The organism is Falsiroseomonas algicola (assembly GCF_011040385.1).
Taxonomy (GTDB): Bacteria; Pseudomonadota; Alphaproteobacteria; order Acetobacterales; family Acetobacteraceae; genus Falsiroseomonas; species Falsiroseomonas algicola.
The window spans coordinates 55082-77594 of sequence record NZ_JAAIKB010000003.1; the positions used below are offsets into that span (position 1 = coordinate 55082).

Below are 22513 nucleotides of genomic sequence, written 5' to 3' on the forward strand. Positions count from 1 at the left end.
GGCTCAGGCCTGCGCGGGGAGGGCGCCCTTCGCCTTTTCGACGATGGCGGCAAAGCCCGCCGCGTCGTCATAGGCGACGGCGGCCAGCACCTTGCGGTCCATCTCGATGCCCGCGGCCTTCAGCCCCGCGATGAAGCGGGAATAGGTCAGACCGTGCTCGCGCACCGCGGCGTTGATGCGCTGGATCCAGAGGCCCCGGAACTCGCGCTTCTTGTTGCGGCGGTCGCGATAGGCGTATTGCAGCGCCTTCTCGACCCGCTCCAGCGCGGGGCGGTAGGCGGTCGACGACCGGCCGACATAGCCCTCGGCGAGCTTCAGGACCTTCTTGTGACGGGCGTGCTTCGTAACGCCCCGCTTCACACGTGCCATGGTTCCGCGCTCCCCTTACCGTGCCGCACCGTAGGGCATCCACTGCTTCACAGTGTCGCCGTCCTGCTTCCGGAGCACGAAGGTGCCGCGATTCTGCAGCTTCATCTTGTTGGTCTTGGCGGTCAGCATGTGGCGCTTGTTGCCCACGCCCGCCTTGACCTTGCCGGTCGCCGTCAGCGTGAAGCGCTTCTTCACGCTGGACTTCGTCTTCATCTTGGACATTTCGGACCTCCTGGTCGGGTCGGGCACGTCCCACCTTGCACCCTACCTCCCTTGCGGGGCTCGGGGCCGCACCATGCGGCGGGGACGCGTATCCACGGCCAGGCATGTCCAACACAAGGCCTGGCGCGCGGAGGGCGCCTCATAGCGGCGGGTGCGGGCGGGCGCAATCCCTGGTATCCGGGGGGCGGGCAGAACGGTTGCCGGACCGGCGGCGTTGCAGCGGCGGAGGAGAGACCGATGCCCGACACCTACATGCAGGAACAGGCCGAGGCGCTGGCCGCGAAGCTCAAGCTGAACGACGGCAAGAGCGGCTATGTGGAGGCCACGGCCGATGGCTTCGCCGTCTATACGCGCCGGAAATGGCCGGGCAAGCAGATCACCAGCTGGGACGGGCTGCCGGTGGAGTGGCATGAGAATGTCGGCACCAACAAGGCGGCCAACCGGTAGCGGATACTGTGACCTTTAGGTCACTAACCCGCTTAAGCCGATTATGCCGGTTAGGTACGTTTAGCACCGATTTTCGAGGGGGTGCCCCCTCGCCACGGGCGCGGAGGCACCCGTGGCGGATCGGAACGTAGCGCGAACTGGACCGCCCGCGCCACCCTTTTCGGATCAGGCCGCCTGGGCCAGCACGTCCCGGCGCAGCAGGGCGGTCAGGTGGGCGGCGATCGCCCCCATGCCGGTCTGCGCGCCGGTCCGGCCGGCGCGGCGCTCGGCGTCCCCGTTGTAGTTGGTGTTGGTGTTCACGTCGTAGGCGTAGGTGTCGCCCTTCCGGTCCGTGATGAATTCGATGGCGCCGACGCCGATGCCGTTGGCGATCAGGAAGGCCTCCATGCGGTGGATCAGCGGGTGGCTGAAACCCTCGGCGATGCTGAACTTATGCGTCGGAGCCACCGCCGGGCACACCGTCCCCTCACCGATCGCGCAGGCATCGGCGGGGCACAGTTGAAAACCCTCGCTGGTGTCGACGCGGACGGCGTAGAGGAAGCGGCCGCCCACGAATTCCGCCCGGGTGATGAAGGGCTCGGGCGCCTCGATGTAGCGCTGGACCAGCCAGATGCCGTCCCGCGGATGGGCTTCCGGATCGCCGGTCATGTCGAGCAGGGCCAGCGCCTCACGCAGCCCGGCCTCGCTATGCACCAGCCGCACGCCGAGACCTTTGCCGGCGCGGTTGTGCTTGAGGATGACGGGGTAGCCGAGCTTGGCCGCAGCGTCCGGGATGTTCTGGCGGCCGACCACGGCGATGGTCGCCGGCGTCGGGATGCCATGCGTGGCCAGCGCCTGGTACTGCGCGACCTTGCTGAGCTCCAGCTGCAGCGCGCGGCGGCCATTCACCAGCGGGCGGTTGTGGCGTTCCAGCACCTCGATCACCGCGCCCGTGTATTCCGGGGCGTAGAGATGGCCGCGGGTGTGGGAGGAGGCGCTCATGCGGTTGTAGAAGACCCCGGCCGGCGGCGGGCGGGTCAGGTCGAGCAGGCCGGTATCGAGGAACCACTCCTCATAGGGCGTGCCGAGCGCGTCGAAGGCCGCGCGCAGCGGCTCCACCCAGGCGTCGTTCTCGTGGATGACATGGACCTTGGTCACGGGCTGGGACTTTCCCTGGAAGGACGGCGTTTCGGCCCCAGAGAAGATGATTTTTCTTCCGTTCCGCAATACCTGGCCCTGCAAAAGAATTTCCTTCCCAGTCTACCGCGAATGCAATGAAAACGCTTTCTCCATGGCAGGGTTGCCCGAGAACGTCTCACTCCGCCGGAGGCGGGCTTTCCGGCATGTCGCGGAGGAAGCGGTAGCGCCCATGGCCCTTGATCGCCGCCAGGTCGTGCGGCGAGAGCGGCGGCACGGCGAGCGGCATGACGGAGGCCTCGGCGCCGGCGAAATCCACCACCACCGCGCCGACGGCCGGGCGCCCGCCATGGTCCCCGCTGCCGAGGAAGGCCAGCGCGGGCAGCCAGAGGTGGCGGATGCCATCCACCACCCGGTCACGCTCCGCATGCAGGTGGCCGCTGATGACCAGGCCCACGCGATGCCGGCGGAGCAGCGCCAGCAGCGCGGCGCGGGGCCCGGGGGTGATGCAGGACGCGGTGGCGGTCGCCTCCTCCTCATCCTCGATGAAGAGCGGCTTGTGCAGCACCAGCGCGACGCGGCGGTGGGAGGAGGCGATGAGGCGCCCCTCCAGCCAGTCCCACTGCTCCCTCTCCCGGTCGAGGCCGGAGCCGAAGAGCTGGGCGTTGAGGCCGATCAGCCGCCAGGCGCCGGCATCGAGGGCGAAGCGGTCCGTGCCGAAGCGGGCATCCCAGCGATCCAGCCGGGCGTCATTCACCAGCTGCGCCGGGTCCTGGCCCGGCGGCTCGTCGCCGACATCGTGGTTGCCGGGCAGCGCCAGCACGGGGGTGCGGAGCTTCGCCAGCGCCGCCTTGGCGAAATCCATCTCCGCATCGCTGTCCGGGCCGTTGATGCAGAGGTCGCCGTTGACGACCACGGCCTCCGCCCCCGCCGCATCGGCGGCGTCGCGGGCCAGGCGGAAATTCTCCCAGAAGAAGCCATGGGTGGGCGAGAGGTGGAGGTCGGAGAGGAAGACGATCTTGCTCATGGTGGTCCTCAGGCGAAGGAGAGGGCGGAGGCGCGGAAGTCCATGAAGTAGAGCGGCGGGTGGCTCCATCGGATGGACCGGCGCTTCGCGAGGTATTCGCGGACGGGATAGAGGATCAGGGCGGGGGCCTCGGCCTCGAACTCATCCATCAAGGCGAGGAAGAGGCGGCGTCGCTCGGCGGGATCGGTCGCGACGCGCAGCGCATCGACGATCTCGTTGAAGCGGACGGGCTGCCAGAAGCCGGCCTGCTGCATCGAGTATTCGCGGGAGAGATGGACGGCAAGGCCGCCGCCCAGCGGGTCCGGGAAGCGGAAGGCGATGGAGGTGGGGCGGATATCGGCGCCGGGCTGGGTGATGAGGGAGAGGTTCTCCCGCGTCTCCAGCTTCGTGTTGATGCCGACCGCCAGCCACATCTGCTGGATCACCTGCACGGCCTGGAGCATCTGCAGGTAGTAGCCGGGCGCGATGCGGATGATCAGTTCCTCGCCGCGGTAGCCGGCTTCGCGCAGCAGGCGGCGGGAGAGGTCCGGGTCGAAGGCGAAGCCGCGGCGGTTGGCGTCGTAGAGGTCCCCGAAGGCCGGAATCTGGAGCGCGCGCATCGGCTTGAAGGCAGGGCCCCAGAGGCTGCGGCCGAGGCTTTCCGTGTCCACCGCGTGGTTGAGGGCACGGCGCACCCGCGCATCCCGCAGGAAGGGGCGCCGGGTGTCGTAGTAGAGGATATGGGCGAAATCGAGCGCGACATCGACGCCCTCGATCGTCGGGTTGCGGTCCAGCCCCTCGATCTGCTCGGGCAGGAGGTTGGTGACCAGGTCGTAGTCGCCCGCGCGCAGGCCCGCGAGGCGGGAGGAGGCTTCCGGGACGACGGTGAAGGTGACCTGGCGGGCCGGCGGGCGGCCGCCCCAGTATTCGTCATGCGCATCGAGCACCACGCGCTGGTCACGCTGGAAGCTGGCGACGCGGTAGGGGCCGGTGCCGATGGGCTTCGCGCGCATCCCCTGCAGGCCGCTTTCCGCATAGGACGCCGCGCTGTGGATCCAGCCGCCATAGGCGGCCAGGCGCTGGGGCATGACGGCATCGGGGGTCTTGGTGCGGAAGACGACGCGGTGCGGGCCATCGGCATCGACGCCGGCGAGGTGGCCGAAATTCACGCGGCCCTCGAAGGTCTGGACCGTCGGGCCCCACATCCGCTCCGCCGAGAAGGTGGAAAGGACATCGGCGCTGGTCATCAGCCCGCCATCATGCAGGCGGGCATCGGGGCGGAGCGTCGCGACCCAGGTGAGGGGATCGCGGCTCTCCAGGCTGGTCGCCAGGAAGGGTGTCAGGCGCTGGCCGCCGTCGCGGGCCTCCGCCGCGAAGTCCCGGCGCCAGAGCGTGTCGAAGACATTGCCGGTGACGCGCAGCCCGACATTGGAGATGGCTTCCAGCGGTTCCAGCGTCGGCGGCAGGGCCTGGACGGCGACGCGCAGCACGGGGCGTGTATCGGTCTGCGCGCCGGCGACGCGCGGCAGCAAGGCGGGCAGGGCGAGCGACGCCCCGAGGATCGCGCGGCGGGTGGGCATGGCGGCCTCCTTCATCGCGGCCGCTTGTAGGGGGCGCGGGAGACAGGCCGATGACGGGACGCGGTCTGGTGGATGACGGCGCGGAGGGCCCGGGTTCCAACAGGGGTGGGGGCGCTCTATATGCCGAACGTGATGATCCCCTTCCGCAAGATGCATGGCCTGGGCAACGACTTTGTCGTGCTGGATGGGCGTGCCGCCGACCTCGGGCTGACGCCGCGCCAGGCCGCGGGGATCGCGGACCGGCATTTCGGCATCGGCTGCGACCAGTTCATCGTCATGGAGCCCGCGCCGGCGGGCTCGGACGTCTTCATGCGCATCCGCAACCCCGATGGGTCGGAGGCCGGCGCCTGCGGCAATGCCACGCGCTGCATCGCCTCCCTCGTCGCGGAGGAGCTGGGGAAGGACCGGGTTGTGGTGCGCACCATCGCGGGGGAGTTGCCGGTGGAGCGCCTGCCGGGCGGGCTCTGGCGGGCGGATATGGGGCCGGCCAGGCTCGGCTGGCGGGACGTGCCGCTGCGCGAGGCCTGCGACACGCTGCATGTGCCGCTCTCGCTCGGCCCGGTCGGCGATCCGGCGGCGTGCTCCATGGGCAACCCGCACGCGACCTTCTTCGTGGACGACCTGGACGCCATTCCCGTGCGGGAGATCGGGCCCCGGCTGGAGACGCACCCGATCTTCCCGGACCGCGCCAATATCGGCTTCGCGCAGGTCACCTCGCCCGACCATATCCGGCTGGTGATCTGGGAGAGGGGCGCGGGGCTGACGCTGGCCTGCGGCTCCGGCGCCTGCGCCACCATCGTCAACGCCCATCGCCGCGGCCTGACCGGCCGGCGCGCGACCATCACCATGCCGGGCGGCGACCTGGTGATGGAATGGCGGGAGGGCGACGGCCACGTGCTGATGACCGGCCCCGTCGCCACCAGCTTCACGGGCCAACTGGACCCCGCGGCCTTCGGCGCATGATGCCGGAGGTCCTGACCTTCGGCTGCCGTCTCAACGCCTTCGAATCCGCGGCCATGCGGGGGTTGGCGGCGGCGGCGGGCCACGGGGCGGGGACCGTGCTGGTCAATACCTGCGCCGTGACGGCGGAGGCCGAGGCGCAGGCGCGCCAGGCGATCCGCCGCGTGGCGCGCGAACGCCCGGACGCCCGCATCATCGTCACCGGCTGCGCGGCGCAGATCGCGCCCGATAGCTGGGCGGCGCTGCCGGGCGTGGCGCGGGTGATCGGCAATGGGGAGAAGCTGAAGCCCGAGGCCTGGGCCGCGCCCGCCGGCCCCGTGCCCGCCATCGATCCCGCGCCGCTGGCCCCGCCGCTCGTCACGGAATTCGCGGGGCGCGCGCGGGCGATGCTGCAGGTGCAGCAGGGCTGCGACCATCGCTGCACCTTCTGCGTCATCCCCCAGGGGCGGGGCCCCTCGCGCTCCGTGCCCCTCGGCCAGCTGGTGGACCAGGCGCGGGCGCTGGTGGAGGCGGGGTACCGGGAGGTGGTGCTGACCGGCGTCGATATCGCGAGCTACGGGCCCGATCTGCCGGGGCGGCCGACGCTCGGCCAGGCGGTGCGGCGGCTGCTGGCGCTGGTGCCGGAATTGCCGCGGCTGCGGCTTTCCTCGATCGATCCGGCGGCGCTGGACGACGACCTCTGGCGGCTGCTGGCGGAGGAGCCTCGGCTGATGCCGCATCTCCATCTCTCGCTCCAGCATGGGGACGACCTGATCCTGAAGCGCATGAGGCGCCGGCATTCCCGGGCGGAGGCGGTCGCCCTGGCGCGGCGGGCGCGCGACCTGCGGCCGGATATCGCGCTCGGCGCCGACCTGATCGCGGGTTTTCCCACGGAGACTGCCGACCACTTCGCCCGCATGCTGGCGCTGGTGGAGGAGGCGGGGCTGAGCTTCCTGCACGTCTTCCCCTATTCCGAACGCCCGGGCACGCCGGCCGCGCGGATGCCGCAGGTGCCGGTACCGGTCCGGCGGGAACGCGCGGCGCGGCTGCGGGAGGCCGGGCGCCAGGCGGCGCGGCGCTTTCATGCGTCACGCCTCGGCGCGGAGGAACGCGTGCTGTTCGAGGCCTCCGGCCGCGGGCATTCCGAGCATTTCGCGCCGGTGCGGCTGGCGGAGGGGCGCGGCGAGGCCGGCGAACTGCGCCGGCTCCGCGTCGTTGGCGTGGACGACCAGGGCCTGATCGCGGAGGCGGCGTAGCATCCATGGCACTCAAGGGCCTCTGGGACCGGATCCGCGGCAGGGAACCGGCGCCCGCCCCCACCCCGGAACAACCCGGTCATCCGCCGCAGCTCTATCCGCCGGGCAATGCCGTGCCGAATCAGGCGCCGGTGCTGCCGGTGCCAACCGTGCCGCCCGCCGCCGGGACGGCGCCGGATTTCGAGGCTCGGCTGCCTGTCCAGCCAGCGCCGGTGGCGACGCCGGAGACACCGCCTCCGCCGGCCACCGATGACGCTGCCGCGCTGCGTGAAGCGCTGGCGCGCAGCGTGCCGGAAACGCCGCCGGAGCCTCCGCCCGCGCCTGAGGCGGAGCCGGAGCCCGCACCCCTGGCCACCGAGCCGCAGGAGGAAGCGAAGGTCGGCTGGTTCTCGCGCCTCAAGGCCGGGCTTTCCCGCTCCACCGCGCGGCTGACCGATGCCATCACCACCGTCTTCCGCAAGCGCCGCCTGGATGACGAGGCGCTGGAGGAGCTGGAGGAGACGCTGATTGCGGCCGACCTTGGCGTGGCCGCGGCGCGGCGCATCGTGGAGGGCTTCCGCAAGACGCGCTTCGGCAAGGAAGTGACGGATGAGGAGGTGAAGGCCGCGCTGGCGGAAGCGATCGCGGAGATCCTGGCGCCCGTCGCGCAGCCGCTGGCGATCGATCGCGGCCATGCGCCGCATGTCGTGCTGATGGTGGGCGTGAACGGCACGGGCAAGACGACGACCATCGCCAAGCTCGGCCAGCAATATCGCGACCAGGGGCTGAAGGTGATGTTCGCCGCCGGCGACACCTTCCGCGCCGCCGCCGTCGAGCAGCTGCAGATCTGGGGGGAGCGCACGGGCTGCGCCGTGGTGGCGCCGGCGAAGCAGGGGGCGGATGCCGCGGGCCTCGCGCATGACGCGCTGGCGCGGGCGAAGGCCGAGGGGATGGATGTGCTGCTGGTGGATACCGCCGGGCGGCTGCACAACAAGTCGGCGCTGATGGAGGAGCTGCGGAAGATCATCCGCGTCATGCGCAAGCTCGACCCGACGGCGCCGCATTCCGTGCTGCTGACGCTGGATGCCACCACCGGGCAGAACGCGCTGCAGCAGGTGCGCATCTTCAAGGAGATGGTGGAGGTCTCGGGCCTGGCGGTCACCAAGCTGGATGGCAGCGCCAAGGGCGGCGTGGTGGTGGCGCTGGCGCAGGAGATCGGGCTGCCGGTGCATATGGTCGGCGTGGGCGAGAAGGCGGCTGATCTGCGGCCCTTCACCGCGCGGGATTTCGCGCGCGGGTTGGTGGGGCTGGGGTGATTGCACGCGGCGGTTCGGCCGCGGCGCGCCGCGGCGTCCCCGAAATCGTGTCTCGCGTATCATTTCGATCCTCAAGTGATCGTGATGATGGCGACATGTCTCATCACTTGTTGATCATTCTCCAGCGCGCGAAGCAGGGCGAGACATTCGCGCTCGACGCGAAGATTGTCGCCAGGGGATCGCCGTCTCATGTCTCGATGCTCGCTGTCACGCGTGGCGCGTCTCGCCTTCGTTCTCGGCGCCCTGGTGATGGGCGGGGTGCCGGCGGCGCGGGCGCAGACCGGTAATCCGTTGCATGACCAGCTGGCCGGCATGGAAGACGCGACGCGGCGGGCGGAGGTCTTCCGCTTCATCACGGGCAGCGGTGCGGGATGCCAGGCGATCCTCGCCATCGCCTTTTCCGGCTTCGATGGGGGCCGGACCGCCTATTGGGACAGCCGCTGCCGGGAAGGGACGATGTACCGCATGGCCCTGCCGCCGCAGCGCAATGCGCGGCCGCGGCTTGCGGTCTGTGGCGCCTCGACGGGCGGGATCGAATCCGGGCCGTGCTTCCAGCCGATCGGCACGGCGCAGGCCGTGGTGGCGGCGGGGGATGGGCGGGGCGTGGCCTCCGGCCCCTCCGCCGCGCCGCCGCCGGGCAGCCGCTTCGGTGCGATCTACGCGACCGATGCGCCCATGGCGGCCTGGGGCTTCGGCAACGGGGCGACCGACCGCCTGGCGGTGAACACCGCGGCGGTGCGGTCCTGCCAGACCATGGCCGGGCGCGTGCCCTGCAAATTCGTCGAGGAATTGGTGAACCGCTGCGGCGCGCTGGTGCAGGGCGTGTCGCGCCACCCCAACGCGGTCGCCATGACCAGCGACCTCAGCACCATGGTGCTGAACCGCAACGTCACCGCGACGGCGGAGACGGCGCAGGCGGCGGAAGCCTCCGCGCTGGAATCCTGCCGGCGCCTGCCGGGTGTCGGCACCTGCCGCGTCGTCGCCACCGGCTGCTGAGGGCACCACCATGATCCGCCATGTCCTCGCCGCGCTGCTGCTGGCCTTGCCCGCGGTGGCCCCCGCCGCCGCGCAGAACGCCAGCCCGACGCTGACCGAGCTTCGCGCGCGCGGCGAGCTGCGCTGCGTCGTCAACGGGTCGCTGCCCGGCTTCTCCGCCCCCGATGCGGGCGGCGTGATGCGGGGGATCGACGCCGATTTCTGCCGCGCGGTCGCCGCCGCCACGCTGGGCGATGCGGGCAAGGTGCGCTTCGCCACCGCCGCAACGGTGGCGGAGGCGCTCGGCACGCTTGAGGGCGGGAGCGCCGACATCGTCGCCCGCAACGCCACGCGGCTTTATGCGCGGGAGGCCGGGCGGGGCCTGGCCTCCGCCGGCACGCTGTATCACGACGGCATGGGCTTCATGGTGCCGGAAGCCAGTGCGGTGACGCTGCCGGCGGACCTCGCGGGGCGGCGGATCTGCATCAGCGCCGCCGGCGGCGCCGCGACGCGGGAAGCGCTGGACTTCACGATCGGCACCGCGACCATCGTCGAGGCGCCGGACGGCGCGGCGATGGTGCGGGCGCTGGAGGCCGGGCAATGCGATGCGGCGGCGGCGGATGCGTCGCAACTCATGGTCCGGCGGGTCAGCGACCTGGCGCGGCCGGCGGGATTCCGCGTGCTGCCGACCGTGGTGACGCGGGAACCGCTCGGCCCCTTCGTCCGGGCGGGCGATGCAGCCTGGCGCAGCATCGTCTTCTGGACGCTGCAGGCGATGCTGGAGGCGGAGGAGCTGGAGGCGGGCAGCGACAACCTGCTACAGGCGGTGCAGCGGAATGAGCCCGCGCTGTGGCGCCTGCTGGGCGTCGAGCCCGGGATCGGCGCGGCGCTCGGGCTTTCGGAGGAGTGGGCGCTGCAGGTGATCCGGCAGGTGGGGAACTACGGGGAGGTCTTCGACCGCAACCTCGGCGCCGGCAGCCCCTTCCGGCTGGATCGCGGGTTGAACGACAACTGGAATCGCGGCGGGCTGCACTACCCGATGCCGTTGCGCTGACGCCGGAGAGAACGCCATGCGCAAGCTGATCGCCGCCCTGGTCCTGGCCCTGCCGATGGCGGCGGCCGCCCAGTCCCCGACGCTGGATGCCGTGCGGGCGCGGGGCGAGGTGACCTGCGCCATCCATACCGGCCTGCCCGGCTTCGCCATGGCGGGGCCCGATGGGCGCGTGGCGGGCATCGACGCCGATACCTGCCGCGCCGTCGCGGCAGCGGTGCTGGGGGATGCGGGCAAGGTCCGCTTCGTGCCCGGCAGCATGGCGGACAGCCTGGCCGCCACCGCCGCGGGGCGGGTGGACATGATGGCCCGCGCGGCGACGCAGACCATGCTGCGGGATACCGCGCTCGGCCTGGCGGCGGCGGGCGTGACGGTGTTCGACGGCCAGGGCTTCGTCGTGCGCCGCGCCTCCGGCATCGCCGATGTGTCCGGCCTCGCGGGCCGCACCGTCTGCGTCACGGCGGGATCCACCAACGAACTCTCGCTGGCCGATGCCGCGCGGCGGACGGGCATCAGCGTGACCGCGCTGCCGCTGCCGACGGTGGATGCGCTGCTCACCGCCTATGGGGAGGGCCGGTGCGAGGCGCTGAGCGCCGACATGGTGCCGCTGGCTGGGTTGGTCGCGACGCGGTTCGGCACGGCGGAGCATGTCGTGCTGCCCGACGTCATCAGCCGGGAGCCGCTCGGCCCCTTCGTGCGGGATGGCGACCGGGGGTGGGAGCAGATCGCCTTCTGGACGGTGAACGCCCTGACCGAGGCCGAGGCGCTCGGCATCACCGCGGCCAATGCGGCCGGGCTGCGGGAGAGCGGGTCGCCCCGCCTGCGGCGCCTGCTGGGCGGGCTGCCGGGCATCGGCGCGCCGCTCGGCCTGGCGGATGACTGGGTGTTCCGCGTGGTGACGCAGGTCGGCAACTATGCCGAGGTCTATGAGCGGAACCTGGGCGCCGGATCGCCGATCGGCCTCGCGCGCGGGCTGAACCAGCTCTACGACCGGGGCGGGCTGCTCTATCCGATACCGATGCGGTGATCAGTCCAGCGGGATGCGCAGCCTGGCGCCCGGGGCGATCTCGTTGAACAGGCGCTCGGTGCGGTCGGGGGCGTGTTCGCGGCCGAAGGTGAAGCCGCGTCGGCGCTCATAGGGCTCGATGATGGTGGGCTCCAGCGTCGTGCGGGCCGGGCGGGCGAAGCGGTCGGGCGGGGCCTCGATCTCCCGGTTCGGCACCGGCGCGGCATCCCAGCCGGCATAGGGCACCAGGACAGGCGGCGCGGGCGGCGGCGGCAGGGGCAGGGGCGGCGCGGGCCGCGCCACGCGCGGGCGTTCGGGGCGCGCGACCTCGGGCGGCGTGACCGCCGGGCGGGCGACCTCCGGCCGGGTCACCGGCGCGCGGGGCAGGGTGACGGTTTCCGTCGTCACGGCGGGCGTGCCCTGCGCCACCGCGGGCAGCGCCACCAGGGCGGCCAGGATCGTGGGGATGCTGCGAGGCTTCATGCGCCCTCCGCCAGGCCGCCCGTGCCGCGGCGATCCTCTCCGGGATTGGTGCGCGGCGCGCCGAGCGGCCCGTCGCCGACCTCCCGCCACGCCTTCAGCACCCAATGGACGGAGGGGAAAGCCAGGTCGTCCCAGGGGATCTCGTCCCAGGCGAAGAGCCGCACCTCCAGGCTTTCCGGCCCCGGCGCGAAGCCGGGGGCGGCGAGGCGGGCACGGAACAGCACCTGCACCTGGCCGATGCGGGCGATGGAATAGACCGCGAGGATGCCATCCAGCGCGAGCTCGGCGCAGGCTTCCTCCCGCGCCTCCCGCATCGCGGCTTCCTCCACCGTCTCGTTCAGTTCCATGTAGCCGGCGGGGATGGTCCAGAAGCCGCGGCGGGGTTCGATGGCGCGGCGGCAGAGCATCACCTTGCCATCGACGACGACGACGGAGCCGGTGACGATCTTCGGATTCTCATAGGCGATGTAGCCGCAATCCGCGCAGGTCAGGCGTTCGCGGTCCTCCCCTTCGGGGGTCCGGCGGACGAAGCGGGTCGCGGTGGTGGACATGGCCGAAGGGTGGCCCCTCCGCGCGGCGGCGGCAAGGCATTCGGCGGGGCAGGAATGGTGCGGGGGCGCCGATTCGCGTGAAATGCCCTTCGCTAACCGCCGGGCCCGCGCATTGGGCCGGTGGCATCACGAATCGGCGCTGGCGCCTCAGACGCGAAGGTCGAGCAGCGATCCGCGCGGGGTGGGGGAGGCGGGCATGGCCGGCAGGCTTTCCAGCTTGCGCTGGGGCGTTTCGGCATTGCCGGGCTGGCCCTGCTGGCCGGTGACGCCGCGGACCTGCGCGAGGCCCGGCATCCGCGAGACCTCGGCCGTGAAGGCGGCCAGGGAGTTCATGCTGATCATGCGGACCACCATGGGGCGGAGGTCTGAACGCTTGGTAAAGCGGCCAGAAGAAATCGCGGGGGTGGGTCGGACGATGCGCATGGGGGGAGCGTGCCGCCCCCCGCCGTTAACACTCTAGCAACTGCCGGTAGCAACCCCGACAATTCTTCAAAAAGAGTGAAGATTGTCGGGAAGTGTCGGGTCGGGCCGGCCGGCCCAAACCCGGAGCAGGCCGAGGCGGCCTGTCAGCCTTGCTCCAGTGCGGCCACGCCCGGCAGCGTCTTGCCTTCGAGCCATTCGAGAAAGGCGCCACCGGCGGAGGAGACGTAGGTCATCCGCTCCATCACACCCGCATGGCGCAGCGCGGAGACGGTGTCGCCGCCGCCCGCGATGGACTTGAGGCCGGAGGAGGCGGTGAGGCTGGCCACCGTCTGCGCTACCGCGACCGTCGCCGTGTCGAAGGGCGGGATCTCGAAGGCGCCGAAGGGGCCGTTCCAGACCAGGGTGGAGGCGGTGCGCAGCCGGTCCTCCACCATCGCCACCGTGTCCAGCCCGACATCGAGCGCCATCATGTCCGGCGGCACACGGTCGATCGCGACGGTGCGGGAGGGGGCATTGGCCTTGAACTCGCCGGCGACGACGAGGTCCACGGGCAGCAGGATCTCGCAGCCCTTTGCCGCGGCCTCCGCCATGATGGCGCGGGCCGTCTCATGCATCTCCGCTTCCTGCAGCGACTTGCCCATGGCGTGGCCCTGGGCTGCCAGGAAGGTGTTGGCCATGGCGCCGCCGATGACCAGGACGTTCACCTTGCCCGAGAGGTTGCCCAGCAGGTCGAGCTTGGTGCTGATCTTGGCGCCGCCGACGATGGCGACCACCGGGCGGGCGGGGTTGCCGAGTGCCGCGTCGAGCGCCTTCAGCTCCGCCTCCATCAGCCTCCCGGCATAGGCGGGCAGCAGGCGGGCGACGCCTTCCGTGGAGGAATGCGCGCGATGGGCGGCGGAGAAGGCATCGTTGACGAAGACGTCGCCAAGCCTGGCCAGCGCGGCCGACAGGGCCGGGTCGTTCTTCTCCTCGCCGGCGTGGTAGCGGGTGTTCTCCAGCAGCAGGACGTCGCCGTCCTTCAGGGCAGCCGCGGCGGCCTCGGCCTCGGGCCCGATGCAGTCATCGGCGAAGGCGACGTCGCGGCCGAGGGCGGCGGCGAGCGCTTCCTGCATCGGCTTCAGCGACATCTCCGGCACGCGCTTGCCCTTGGGGCGGTCGAAATGGCTGCAGACGATGACGCGCGCGCCCTTCTCCGACAGCTCCTTGATGGTCGGCGCCAGGCGCTCGATCCGCGTGCGGTCGGTGATGCGGCCATCGCGGACGGGGACGTTGAGGTCGGCACGCAGCAGCACGCGCTTGCCGGCAACTCCATTGGGGGCCGCGTCGAGCGCATCAATGGTTTTGAAGCTCATGGGGGCGATCATCCTGCGGAGAGAAACGCTGAGGGGTGTCGCATGATCCGATGGATCGCTGCTTTCGCATTCCTTCCGGTCCTAGCATCGGCCCAGGAAGGCTTCCAGTTGCCGTCCGGCAATATCCGCTGCGAGGTCATGGATCGGGCACTGCGGTGCGAGATCGTGAACTTCAGCTTCGCCCGCCCACCGGCGCCGGAGGAGTGCGACAGCGACTGGGGGCATGCCTATGGGCTGGCGGCGCGGGGGCCGGCGGCCGTGCTTTGCGCGGGTGATCTGGTGGTCAACCAGCGCCTGCCGGTGCTGGGCTATGGCGCGAGCTGGCGCGGGGCCGGGGTGACCTGCACATCCGGGCAGGCGGGGCTGCGGTGCAGCAATGCGGAGGGGCGGGGGATGGAATTGTCCCGCGCGCGGCTGAACAGGTTCTGAGGGGGGGCGGGCCCCCACCCCGACCCTCCCCCGCGGAGCGGGGGAGGGGGAAGGCGGTCAGAGGCTGCCGAACAGCGCTGCCGTGTCCGACATGCGGTTCGAGAAGCCCCATTCATTGTCGTACCAGGACATCACGCGCACCAGGCCGCCATCGACCACCTGGGTCTGGGTGGCGTCGAAGGTGCTGCTGTGCGGGTCGTGGTTGAAGTCGATGCTGACCAGCGGCGCGGTGTTGTAGCCGAGGATGCCCTTGAGCGGGCCGGATTCGGAGGCCGCCTTCATCACGGCGTTGATCGCCTCCTTGGTCAGGCCTTCCGTCTTCGCGGGCACGAAGTCGAGGCTGACGAGGGAGACGTTCGGCGTCGGGATGCGGATGGCGGTGCCGTCCAGCTTGCCCTTCAGCTCCGGCATCACCAGGCCCACGGCCTTCGCGGCACCCGTCGAGGTCGGGATGGCGGAGACGGCGGCCGCGCGGGCGCGGTGCAGGTCCTTGTGCAGCGTATCGACCGTGTTCTGGTCGCCGGTATAGGCGTGGATCGTCACCATGTAGCCGCGCACGATGCCGAAATTCTCGTGCAGCACCTTGGCGATGGGGGCCAGGCAGTTGGTGGTGCAGGAGGCGTTGGAGATGACCGTCATCTCCTTCGTCAGCGTCTGGTGGTTCACGCCATAGACGATGGTGGCGTCGGCATTGTCGCCGGGGGCGGAGATGACGACCTTGCGGGCGCCGGCCGTGATCAGCGCGGAGGCCTTCTCCTTGCTGGTGAAGATGCCCGTGCATTCCAGCGCGACGTCGACGCCCTGGAAGGGGACCTTGGTCGGGTCACGCTCCGCGCTGACGACGATGGGCGCATAGGTGCGGCCATTGGCGGTGATGATGATCTTGTTGCCGTCGACGGCGACCTCACCGGGGAAGCGGCCATGCACGCTGTCGTAGCGGAACAGGTGGGCGTTGGCTTCCACGCTGCCGAGGTCGTTGATGGCCACGCATTCGACGTCGGTGCGGTTGCTCTCGATCATCGCGCGCAGCACCAGGCGGCCGATGCGCCCGAAGCCGTTGATGGCGACCTTCACTGCCATGAATCCGATCTCCCCTTCTCTCAACCGAGTCGCTTCTTCACGGCGGCCACCGTGGCCTCCGCGGTGATGCCGAAATGCCGGAACAGCTCCTCCGCCGGTGCGCTGGCGCCGAAGCCCTGCATGCCGATGAAGATGCCCTCCGGCCCGAGCCAGCGATCCCAGCCGAAGGGGAGCGCTGCCTCGATGCCCACGCGCAATGCGCTGCCGAGCACCTGGCTGCGGTATAGTTCGTCCTGGAGGGCGAAGAGTTCCCAGCACGGAAGCGAGACCACGGCGGTCGGGATGCCTTCCGCCTCCAGTGTCGCGCGCGCGGCCATGGCGAGGCTGACCTCGGAACCCGTCGCGATCAGCGTCGCGCGGCGTTCGCCGCTGGCTTCCGCCAGCACATAGCCGCCGCGGGAGGAGCGGTTCTCCCCGCTATCGGTCCGCAGCGCCGGCAGGTTCTGGCGCGTGAGCGCGAGGACCGAGGGGCCATCGGCGCGCTTGACCGCGAGTTCCCAGCATTCCGCGGTTTCCAGCGCATCGGCCGGGCGGAAGACGCAGAGGTTCGGGATGACGCGGAGCGAGGCCAGCGTCTCCACCGGCTGGTGCGTGGGCCCATCCTCGCCGAGGCCGATGCTGTCATGCGTCAGCACATGGATGACGCGCTGGCGCATGAGCGCCGCGAGACGCAGCGAGGGGCGCAGGTAGTCGGCGAACACCAGGAAGGTGCCGGAATAGGGGATGATGCCGCCATGCAGCGCCATCCCGTTCATCGCGGCGGCCATGCCGTGTTCGCGCACGCCGTAATGGACGTAGCGGCCGGCATAGTTGCCGGGGCTGACCGCGGGGATGCCCTTGACGTTGGTGTTGTTGGAGCCGGTGAGGTCGGCGGAGCCGCCCACCATCTCCGGCACCGCCGGGACCAGCGCTTCCAGCGCGCGCTGGGAGGCGATGCGGGTCGCGATCTTGGGCTTGTCCTCGGCCTGCCTGGCGCGCAGCGCGGCGAGGGGCTCGTGCCAGGCTTCCGGCAGGCGGCCGGCCATGGCGCGGTCGAATTCGGCCTGCATCGGGTGGTTGGCCAGGCGCTTGAGCCAGGAGCGGCGGGTGCCGGCGCCGCGGCGGCCGGCGGCTTCCCAGCGTTCCTTCAGCCCCTCCGGCACCTCGAAGGGCCCATGGTTCCAGCCCATGGCGGCCTTGGCGGCGGCGGCTTCCTGCGCACCGAGCGGGCTGCCATGGCTGGCCGCCGTGCCGGCCTTGGTCGGGGCGGCGAAGCCGATGATGGTGCGGCAGGCGATCAGCGTCGGCTTGCGGCTGCGCATGGCCCAGGCCATGGCGGCGGCGACCTGTTCATGGTCATGCCCATCGACGCGGCGCGTCGCCCAGCCATAGGCCTGGAACCGCTTCAGCGCGTCATCCGACAGCGAAATCGAGGTGTCGCCATCGATCGAGATGTTGTTGTCGTCATAGAGGACGCAGAGGCGATCCAGCTGCAGGTGGCCGGCGAGGGAGGCGGCCTCGTGGCTGATGCCCTCCATCAGGTCGCCGTCGGAGGCGATGACCCAGGTGCGGTGATCGACCAGGGACTTGCCGAAGCGGGCGGCCAGCATGCGCTCCGCCAGCGCCATGCCGACGGCGGTCGCGATGCCCTGGCCGAGCGGGCCGGTCGTGGTCTCGATGCCCGGATGCTCGCCGAATTCGGGGTGGCCGGCGGCGGGGGAGTGGAGCTGGCGGAACTTCTTCAGATCCTCGATGCCCATGCCGGCCTGGCCGGTCAGGTGCAGCAGGGCGTAGAGCAGCATCGAGCCGTGGCCGGCGGAGAGCACGAAGCGGTCGCGGTCCGGCCAGCGGGGGTCCGCCGCGTCATACTTCAGGAAGCGCGTGAACAGCACGGTCGCGACATCGGCCATGCCCATGGGCATGCCGGGGTGGCCGGACTTGGCCTGCTCCACCGCATCGATGGCGAGTGCCCGGATGGCATCAGCCATGCGGCGTTCCTCGGTGGCGGGGCGGGCGAGCAGCAGGGCCTGGGCGGCCTGGGCCGGGGTCGGCTCCGCGCGCGGCTGGGTATCGGGTTCGGTGGTGGCCAAGGGGAAAAGGACCTCGTGCGCGGAGGGGGGGTCGCGGGCGCCGACCCTATAAAGGGGGGGGCGCCCAGCGGCAACCGGCCAGGACAGCGGGGCTGGCCGTCAGGGCACGAAGACCAGGAACAGCCAGGCGAGGCCGAGGGTCAGATGCACGGCGCCCTGCAGCACGGTGGTGCGGCCGGCGCCGAGCGTCAGGATGGAGACCATGAAGGTCGCGGCCAGCAGCACCATGCCGGAGGGGGCGAGGCCCAGCACCAGGGGCTTGCCCAGCACCAGCGCCAGCACGACGACGCAGGGCACGGTCAGCCCGATGCAGGCGAGGACGGAGCCGAGCGCCAGGTTCAGCGCGGTCTGCAGCCGGTTGGCGCGCGCCGCGCGGATGGCGGCGACGGATTCGGGCATCAGGATGAGGCAGGCGATGACCACGCCGACGGCCGCCGCCGGCGCACCGACCGCATCCAGCCCCGCGGTCACCGCGGGGGTGAGCGACTTCGCCAGCAGCACCACGGCGACGAGGGAGGCGCAGAGCAGCGCCAGCGCGATCCAGGTGTCGCGCAGCGAGGGCGGCGCGGCATGGGCGCCTTCGCTGTCATCCTCCGGCAGGAAGTAGTCGCGGTGGCGCAGCGTCTGGACGAAGACGAAGACGGTGTAGAGGCCGAAGGCGGCGAGGCCCACGAAGACCATCTGCGGAGCGGTCAGCAGCGGGCCATCCGCGCTGACCGTCGTGTTGGGCAGCACCAGCACCAGCGTCGCCAGCACGACGATGACGGAAAGGAAGGCGGAGGCGCTGCGGGCCTGGAAACCCTGTTCGTGGTGCCGCGCGCCGCCGAGCAGCAGGCAGAGCCCGACCAGCAGGTTGAGCACGATCATCACCGCGGCGAAGAGCGTGTCCCGCGCCAGGGCGGACTGCCCCTCGGGGTCGGAGATCATGAGGGAGAGGATGAGCGCGACCTCGATCACCGTCACGGCGATGGCGAGGATGAGGGTGCCGAAAGGCTCGCCGACGCGGGCGGCCACGACCTCGGCATGGTGGACGGCGGCGAAGACGGTGCCGCCGAGGACGGCCGCCATGGGCAGCGCGACCCAGCCGCCGGCGCCGAAGAAGGCGGCCAGCAGGCCGCCGGCGGCGAGGGGGAAGATCCAGGACCAGGCGGGGATCGGGGCGTGGGAGGAGGCCATGCCGCCCCTGTGAAGGACCGTACCCGGAATGACAACCCTTCAGCGCATCAGGCCGCGGCGTTCCAGCCAGGTGTTGATGCGCGCGGCGACGTCGTCGCTGTTGGTGTCCATCATGATCATGTGGCTGTTGCCGCGCACGCCCTCCGCCGGCATGTCGAGCGTGTCGGCCGTGCCGCCTGCCGTGCGGATCTGCGCCTGCCAGCGGTCGATATTGGCGCGGATCCGCTGCCAGAAGGGGTTGTCGGCGGTGTAGTCGCCCCAGACGACGAGGTGCGGGATGTCCTTCAGCGCGGCGGCGTCCTGGCTTTCGGGCGGCGCGCCGGAGGGTTCGACGGCGATGACGGCGCGGACCTTGTCGGGCGCGTTCAGCGCGGCGCGGAAGCCGAAATTGCCGCCCTGGCTGTGCACCAGCAGCACGCAGGGGCAGATCTGCTGCACCAGCGCGTCATAGCCCGCCTGGATCTGGCGGTCCGTCGTCACCCAGCGCGGCACCGCCTGCATCATGAACTGGTTCCAGGCGCCGGTCGGGAAGCGGCTGTCGGGGAAGGCGCGGCGCTGGGCAGGGTCGATGTTCCAGCCATCGGCGGGCCCGATGCGGAAGAGGCCCCAGCCTTCGCCCATGGTGCGGAAGACGGGTTCGCCCTGGAACACCTGGGGGAAGCGCGCCCAGCCGGAGCGGCCGCGTTCCACCGCATCCGTCACGAAGACGTCGTGGCCGGCGCGGAGGAAGGCCATCTGCCAGCCCGGGCGGCCATCCGGCGTCGTCTCATACGTCACGCCGGTCAGGCCGCCGCCATGGGCGAGGATGATCGGGTAGCGCGCGCGGGGGTCCTGCAGGCGCACATACTGCGCGTACATCTGCTCGACCTGGAACTGGCCGTTGGGATTGATGCGCAGCGGCGGCGCGCCGGGGCTGAAGGTGATCTCCTGCTCCGGCAGGCCGCTGATCTCGGCGACGCGGCCGCCGACATGGAGGCTGCCGATCTCCCGCACCTGGAGGGGCTGCGCGGTGGCCGCGCTGGCCAGCGTGACGGATAGCAGCGTGGCGATGGCGATGCGACGCATTTGCAGTTCCCTCCTCAGGATTCTTCAACCATGCCATCACCGCGCGGTGTCCCGGAAGGACGTGACGCGGGGCGGCGCGGGCCTGTAGTGTCGGCCCATGCAGGATGTCCTGACCACCCCCGTTCTCGCGGAGCCGTCGCGCGACGGCCTGCCCCCGATGCCGCCGGGTCCGCCGCATGAGGAGCGCCATTTCGCCGAGGCCGGCGCGGGGCGGGACCTGGTGCTGGGGGCGTCGCAGGGGATCGCCCTGCCCTTCGCGCTGTCGGCGGCGCTGGTCGGGGCGGGGGCGGCGCCGGGCGTCATCGTCACGGCCGGTCTTGCCGCTGTCGTCGCATCCTCCGTCGCGGCCGGGCTCGGCCGATGGGCGGAGGCGCGGGAGGAGGCGGCGCATTACGCGCTGGAGCGGCGGCGGGAGGAGGAGGAGAGCCAGCTCTACCCCGACCGGGAGCGGTGGGAGGTGGCGGCGATCCTGCACCGCTATGGCGTGAAGGGCGATGTGCTGCGCCAGTCGGTCGAGGCCATCGCGGCCGATCGCCGGAAGTGGGTCGACTTCATGATGCGGTTCGAGTTGGACCTCAGCGAGCCCGACCCGCATCGCGCCGCGCGGTCGGCGGCCCTGACGGTGGTGGCGGGCATCGGCGCCGGCTTGGTGCCGTTGCTGCCCTTCCTGGTGTCGGGACGGCCGCTGGTGGTTTCCGCGGTGGTGACCGCGCTTGCCCTGCTGGTGTTGGGCGCCGTGAGGGCCCAGGCGAAGGGCCTGTCGGCTACCGGCGGCGCGCTTTCCGCGCTGGGTGTCGGTGCGGCTGCCGCTGCCGCCGCCTGGTTTGTCGGTCGTCTGGTCGCGTAGCGCCAGAACCTCGCGGTCCAGGGTCCCGCCGGACCCTGGCGGGGGGTGCAGGGGGGCAGGGCCCCCCTGCGGCCTCAGTTCGCCGCCGGCGCCGTCTCCCGCAGCCGCCGCTCGGCCTCCGCGATGGATTGCTGCAGCCGCGCGAGCGTCGCCTCCGCCTGGCTCACCGCCGGGCGCAGTTCGGACAGCCGCGCTTCCGTGGCGCGTAGCTGCTGTTCGGCCTGCTGCTGCGCCGTGCGCTGGCGCGCCACCGCGGCTTCGGCCTGGCGGGCCTGGTCGGCCAGGGTGGCGGCGCGGCGTTCGGCGGCGGTGACGTCATTCGCCACGGCACTGGCGCGCTGCGTCGCCTGCTCGATGGCGGTGCGGCGCTCGGCGAGGGTGGCTTCCGCCTGGCGCGCCTGTGTGGAGAGGGCGGCGGCCTGCTGCTCGGCTTCCGTCACGCGGCGGCGGCGCTCCTCCAGCGCTGCATCGGCCTGCTGCGCCTGCTCGCGCAGTGCGGCCAGGCGCTGTTCCTGTTCCTGCGTGCTGGCAGCGAGGGTCTGCAGGCGCTGGTCGGCGGCGGTGGCGCGGGTGGCCTGTTCCGCCTGGCGGGCTTCCGCCTGCTGGGCGGCGCTGGCGGCTTCGTCGCGCGCCGCGGTCAGGCGCGTAACCTCCGCCTGGGCGCGTTCGGCGGCCTGGCGACGTTCGTCCCGCTGCTGTTCCGCCTGCTGGGTTTCCGCGCGCAGGGTGGCGAGGCGCGTCTGCGCCTCCCCGGCGGCGGCGGTGGCGCGGGCGATCTCGGCCTGGGTGGCGGCAAGGCGGCTGGCCGCCTGCTCCGCGCCCTGCGTCGCCTGGTCGAGGCGCGTCTGGGCTTCCGCCAGGGCGGCTCGGCGGGTGCCGAGATCGGATTCGCGCAGCGCGACCTCATCATTCAGGCCGCGCAGGCGCTGTTCGGTGCTGGCGACGGCGGCTTCGCGCGTCGTCAGCGCTTCCTGCGCGCGGCCGGTCTCGGCGGTCAGGCTGGCGAGGCGCGCCTCGGCCGCCTGCACGCCGGCGGAGGCCTGGGCGAGGCGGGCTTCGAGGGCACGCAGCGCCTCTGCCGTGCTGTCGCGGCTGGCGGCGAGGCGGGTCTGCTCGGCCTCGGCGGCGCGGGCGGCTTCCGTGCGGCGGGCAAGTTCCTGCTCGGCGGACTGCACGCCCTGGGTCAGCTCGGCCAGGCGCGTCTCCGACTGGCCGATGCCGGCGGCAAGCTCGGTGGCCCGCGCCGTGGCGGCCTCGGCCTCCCGCGTCCGCGCCTCGAGGTCCGCGCGCAGCGCGGTGGTGCGCTGCTCGGCCTCCGCGCGGGCGGCTTCCGCCTGGGTGCGGGCAGCCTCGGCCTGCTGGGCGCGGGTGCGGATGGCGGCGAGGTCGCCATTGGCGCGGCGTTCCTCCGCCAGGTTGCTTTCCAGCGCGATGCGCCGTTCCTCGATGCCGCGGGCGCGGGCATTGGCTTCGCGGATATCGCCGCCACGGCTGATGGCGGAGACCCATCCGACCAAGGCGAGGAGGAGGAGGAGGGCGGTGGCGATCTGCGCCGGGCGCGGCCACTGCATCGGGTTCAGCGTTGAATTCATGGTGGGTCGTCGCTCACTGCTGCTCGGGGCTGATGAGGCCGGGGCGGAAGAAGCCACCGGCGGCGCAATCGTGCCACTCACGGAAAGGGTGGCGCCCTTCACGGTTTCGGCAGGGCGCGCCGGCGTGGCGGGCTTCCCCGGGGAGCGCGGGGGACGCGGCGGGGTTCCCCGCCTTCCACGGGAC

The 22513-nt window shown here is 71.7% G+C and carries 23 protein-coding genes; 9 read left to right on the forward strand and 14 right to left on the reverse strand.

Annotation, left to right across the window (positions count from 1 at the left end; translation table 11 throughout):
- Nucleotides 1-3: 3 nt before the first annotated feature.
- A complete protein-coding gene (gene rplT, locus G3576_RS08910; protein ID WP_164694039.1) occupies nt 4-369 on the reverse strand; it encodes a 50S ribosomal protein L20 in 366 nt (121 codons plus the stop codon).
- Nucleotides 370-384: 15 nt separating this feature from the next.
- Entirely contained in the window at nt 385-591 is a 207-nt protein-coding gene (gene rpmI / locus G3576_RS08915; RefSeq protein ID WP_164694040.1) for a 50S ribosomal protein L35, read from the reverse strand.
- A gap of 237 nt (nt 592-828) precedes the next feature.
- Between rpmI and G3576_RS08920 the strand changes: the two genes are divergently transcribed.
- Nucleotides 829-1038 (forward strand): hypothetical protein, encoded by a 210-nt coding sequence (locus G3576_RS08920; protein ID WP_164694041.1) that lies wholly within the window; start codon nt 829-831, stop codon nt 1036-1038.
- Nucleotides 1039-1203: 165 nt separating this feature from the next.
- Here G3576_RS08920 and G3576_RS08925 read toward each other — a convergent pair whose 3' ends face one another.
- The 3 genes from G3576_RS08925 to G3576_RS08935 form a co-directional block, all read right to left on the reverse strand.
- Nucleotides 1204-2175 carry an ATP-grasp domain-containing protein gene (locus tag G3576_RS08925; RefSeq protein ID WP_164694042.1) on the reverse strand — a complete coding sequence of 324 codons (972 nt, stop codon included), beginning with the start codon at nt 2173-2175 and terminating at the stop codon, nt 1204-1206.
- Between the two features lie 157 nt (nt 2176-2332).
- Complete coding sequence (locus G3576_RS08930) at nt 2333-3181, reverse strand: metallophosphoesterase family protein (RefSeq protein WP_164694043.1); 849 nt, start codon at nt 3179-3181, stop codon at nt 2333-2335.
- Nucleotides 3182-3189: 8 nt separating this feature from the next.
- On the reverse strand, nt 3190-4740 hold the full coding sequence (locus tag G3576_RS08935) for an ABC transporter substrate-binding protein (RefSeq protein ID WP_164694044.1): 1551 nt from the start codon (nt 4738-4740) through the stop codon (nt 3190-3192).
- Nucleotides 4741-4860: 120 nt separating this feature from the next.
- Here G3576_RS08935 and dapF point away from each other — a divergent pair, with 120 nt between their 5' ends.
- From dapF to G3576_RS08965, 6 genes are all read left to right on the forward strand, one after another.
- Nucleotides 4861-5703: a diaminopimelate epimerase gene (gene dapF, locus G3576_RS08940; RefSeq protein WP_235951701.1), complete on the forward strand. Its 843-nt coding sequence runs from the start codon at nt 4861-4863 to the stop codon at nt 5701-5703.
- Nucleotides 5700-6935, forward strand: a complete 1236-nt coding sequence (gene mtaB / locus G3576_RS08945) for a tRNA (N(6)-L-threonylcarbamoyladenosine(37)-C(2))-methylthiotransferase MtaB (RefSeq protein WP_164694045.1) — start codon at nt 5700-5702, stop codon at nt 6933-6935. The genes dapF and mtaB overlap by 4 nt, the downstream gene beginning before the upstream one ends.
- Nucleotides 6936-7282: 347 nt before the next feature.
- Nucleotides 7283-8230, forward strand: a complete 948-nt coding sequence (gene ftsY / locus G3576_RS08950; protein ID WP_235951752.1) for a signal recognition particle-docking protein FtsY — start codon at nt 7283-7285, stop codon at nt 8228-8230.
- A gap of 189 nt (nt 8231-8419) precedes the next feature.
- Complete coding sequence (locus G3576_RS08955; RefSeq protein WP_164694047.1) at nt 8420-9226, forward strand: DUF4189 domain-containing protein; 807 nt, start codon at nt 8420-8422, stop codon at nt 9224-9226.
- Nucleotides 9227-9236: 10 nt separating this feature from the next.
- A complete protein-coding gene (locus tag G3576_RS08960; protein WP_164694048.1) occupies nt 9237-10259 on the forward strand; it encodes a transporter substrate-binding domain-containing protein in 1023 nt (340 codons plus the stop codon).
- Between the two features lie 16 nt (nt 10260-10275).
- Entirely contained in the window at nt 10276-11283 is a 1008-nt protein-coding gene (locus G3576_RS08965; protein ID WP_164694049.1) for a transporter substrate-binding domain-containing protein, read from the forward strand.
- Here the strand turns inward: G3576_RS08965 and G3576_RS08970 are convergent, their stop codons facing one another.
- The 4 genes from G3576_RS08970 to G3576_RS08985 all read right to left on the reverse strand — a co-directional run bounded on the left by G3576_RS08970 (nt 11284) and on the right by G3576_RS08985 (nt 14071).
- Entirely contained in the window at nt 11284-11745 is a 462-nt protein-coding gene (locus G3576_RS08970) for a hypothetical protein (protein ID WP_164694050.1), read from the reverse strand.
- Entirely contained in the window at nt 11742-12296 is a 555-nt protein-coding gene (locus G3576_RS08975) for an NUDIX hydrolase (protein ID WP_164694051.1), read from the reverse strand. The genes G3576_RS08970 and G3576_RS08975 overlap by 4 nt, the downstream gene beginning before the upstream one ends.
- A gap of 147 nt (nt 12297-12443) precedes the next feature.
- Complete coding sequence (locus G3576_RS08980; protein WP_164694052.1) at nt 12444-12638, reverse strand: hypothetical protein; 195 nt, start codon at nt 12636-12638, stop codon at nt 12444-12446.
- A 224-nt stretch (nt 12639-12862) separates the two neighbouring features.
- A complete protein-coding gene (locus G3576_RS08985; protein ID WP_207622739.1) occupies nt 12863-14071 on the reverse strand; it encodes a phosphoglycerate kinase in 1209 nt (402 codons plus the stop codon).
- Nucleotides 14072-14179: 108 nt separating this feature from the next.
- On the opposite strand from G3576_RS08985, the gene G3576_RS08990 reads away from it, so the two are divergent.
- Nucleotides 14180-14500, forward strand: a complete 321-nt coding sequence (locus G3576_RS08990) for a DUF6636 domain-containing protein (protein ID WP_164694053.1) — start codon at nt 14180-14182, stop codon at nt 14498-14500.
- 57 nt (nt 14501-14557) lie between these two features.
- Here G3576_RS08990 and gap read toward each other — a convergent pair whose 3' ends face one another.
- The 4 genes from gap to G3576_RS09010 all read right to left on the reverse strand — a co-directional run bounded on the left by gap (nt 14558) and on the right by G3576_RS09010 (nt 19890).
- Nucleotides 14558-15580 (reverse strand): type I glyceraldehyde-3-phosphate dehydrogenase, encoded by a 1023-nt coding sequence (gene gap / locus G3576_RS08995; RefSeq protein WP_164694054.1) that lies wholly within the window; start codon nt 15578-15580, stop codon nt 14558-14560.
- A gap of 20 nt (nt 15581-15600) precedes the next feature.
- Nucleotides 15601-17547 (reverse strand): transketolase, encoded by a 1947-nt coding sequence (gene tkt / locus G3576_RS09000; RefSeq protein ID WP_164694487.1) that lies wholly within the window; start codon nt 17545-17547, stop codon nt 15601-15603.
- Nucleotides 17548-17748: 201 nt separating this feature from the next.
- Nucleotides 17749-18825 (reverse strand): calcium:proton antiporter, encoded by a 1077-nt coding sequence (locus tag G3576_RS09005; RefSeq protein WP_164694055.1) that lies wholly within the window; start codon nt 18823-18825, stop codon nt 17749-17751.
- 39 nt (nt 18826-18864) lie between these two features.
- On the reverse strand, nt 18865-19890 hold the full coding sequence (locus tag G3576_RS09010) for an alpha/beta hydrolase family protein (RefSeq protein WP_164694056.1): 1026 nt from the start codon (nt 19888-19890) through the stop codon (nt 18865-18867).
- Nucleotides 19891-19987: 97 nt separating this feature from the next.
- Between G3576_RS09010 and G3576_RS09015 the strand changes: the two genes are divergently transcribed.
- The gene (locus G3576_RS09015; protein WP_164694057.1) at nt 19988-20737 is read left to right on the forward strand and encodes a VIT1/CCC1 transporter family protein; all 750 of its coding nucleotides are present in this window, start codon (nt 19988-19990) and stop codon (nt 20735-20737) included.
- A 74-nt stretch (nt 20738-20811) separates the two neighbouring features.
- Here G3576_RS09015 and G3576_RS09020 read toward each other — a convergent pair whose 3' ends face one another.
- Complete coding sequence (locus tag G3576_RS09020) at nt 20812-22329, reverse strand: coiled-coil domain-containing protein (RefSeq protein ID WP_164694058.1); 1518 nt, start codon at nt 22327-22329, stop codon at nt 20812-20814.
- Nucleotides 22330-22513 lie beyond the last annotated feature (184 nt).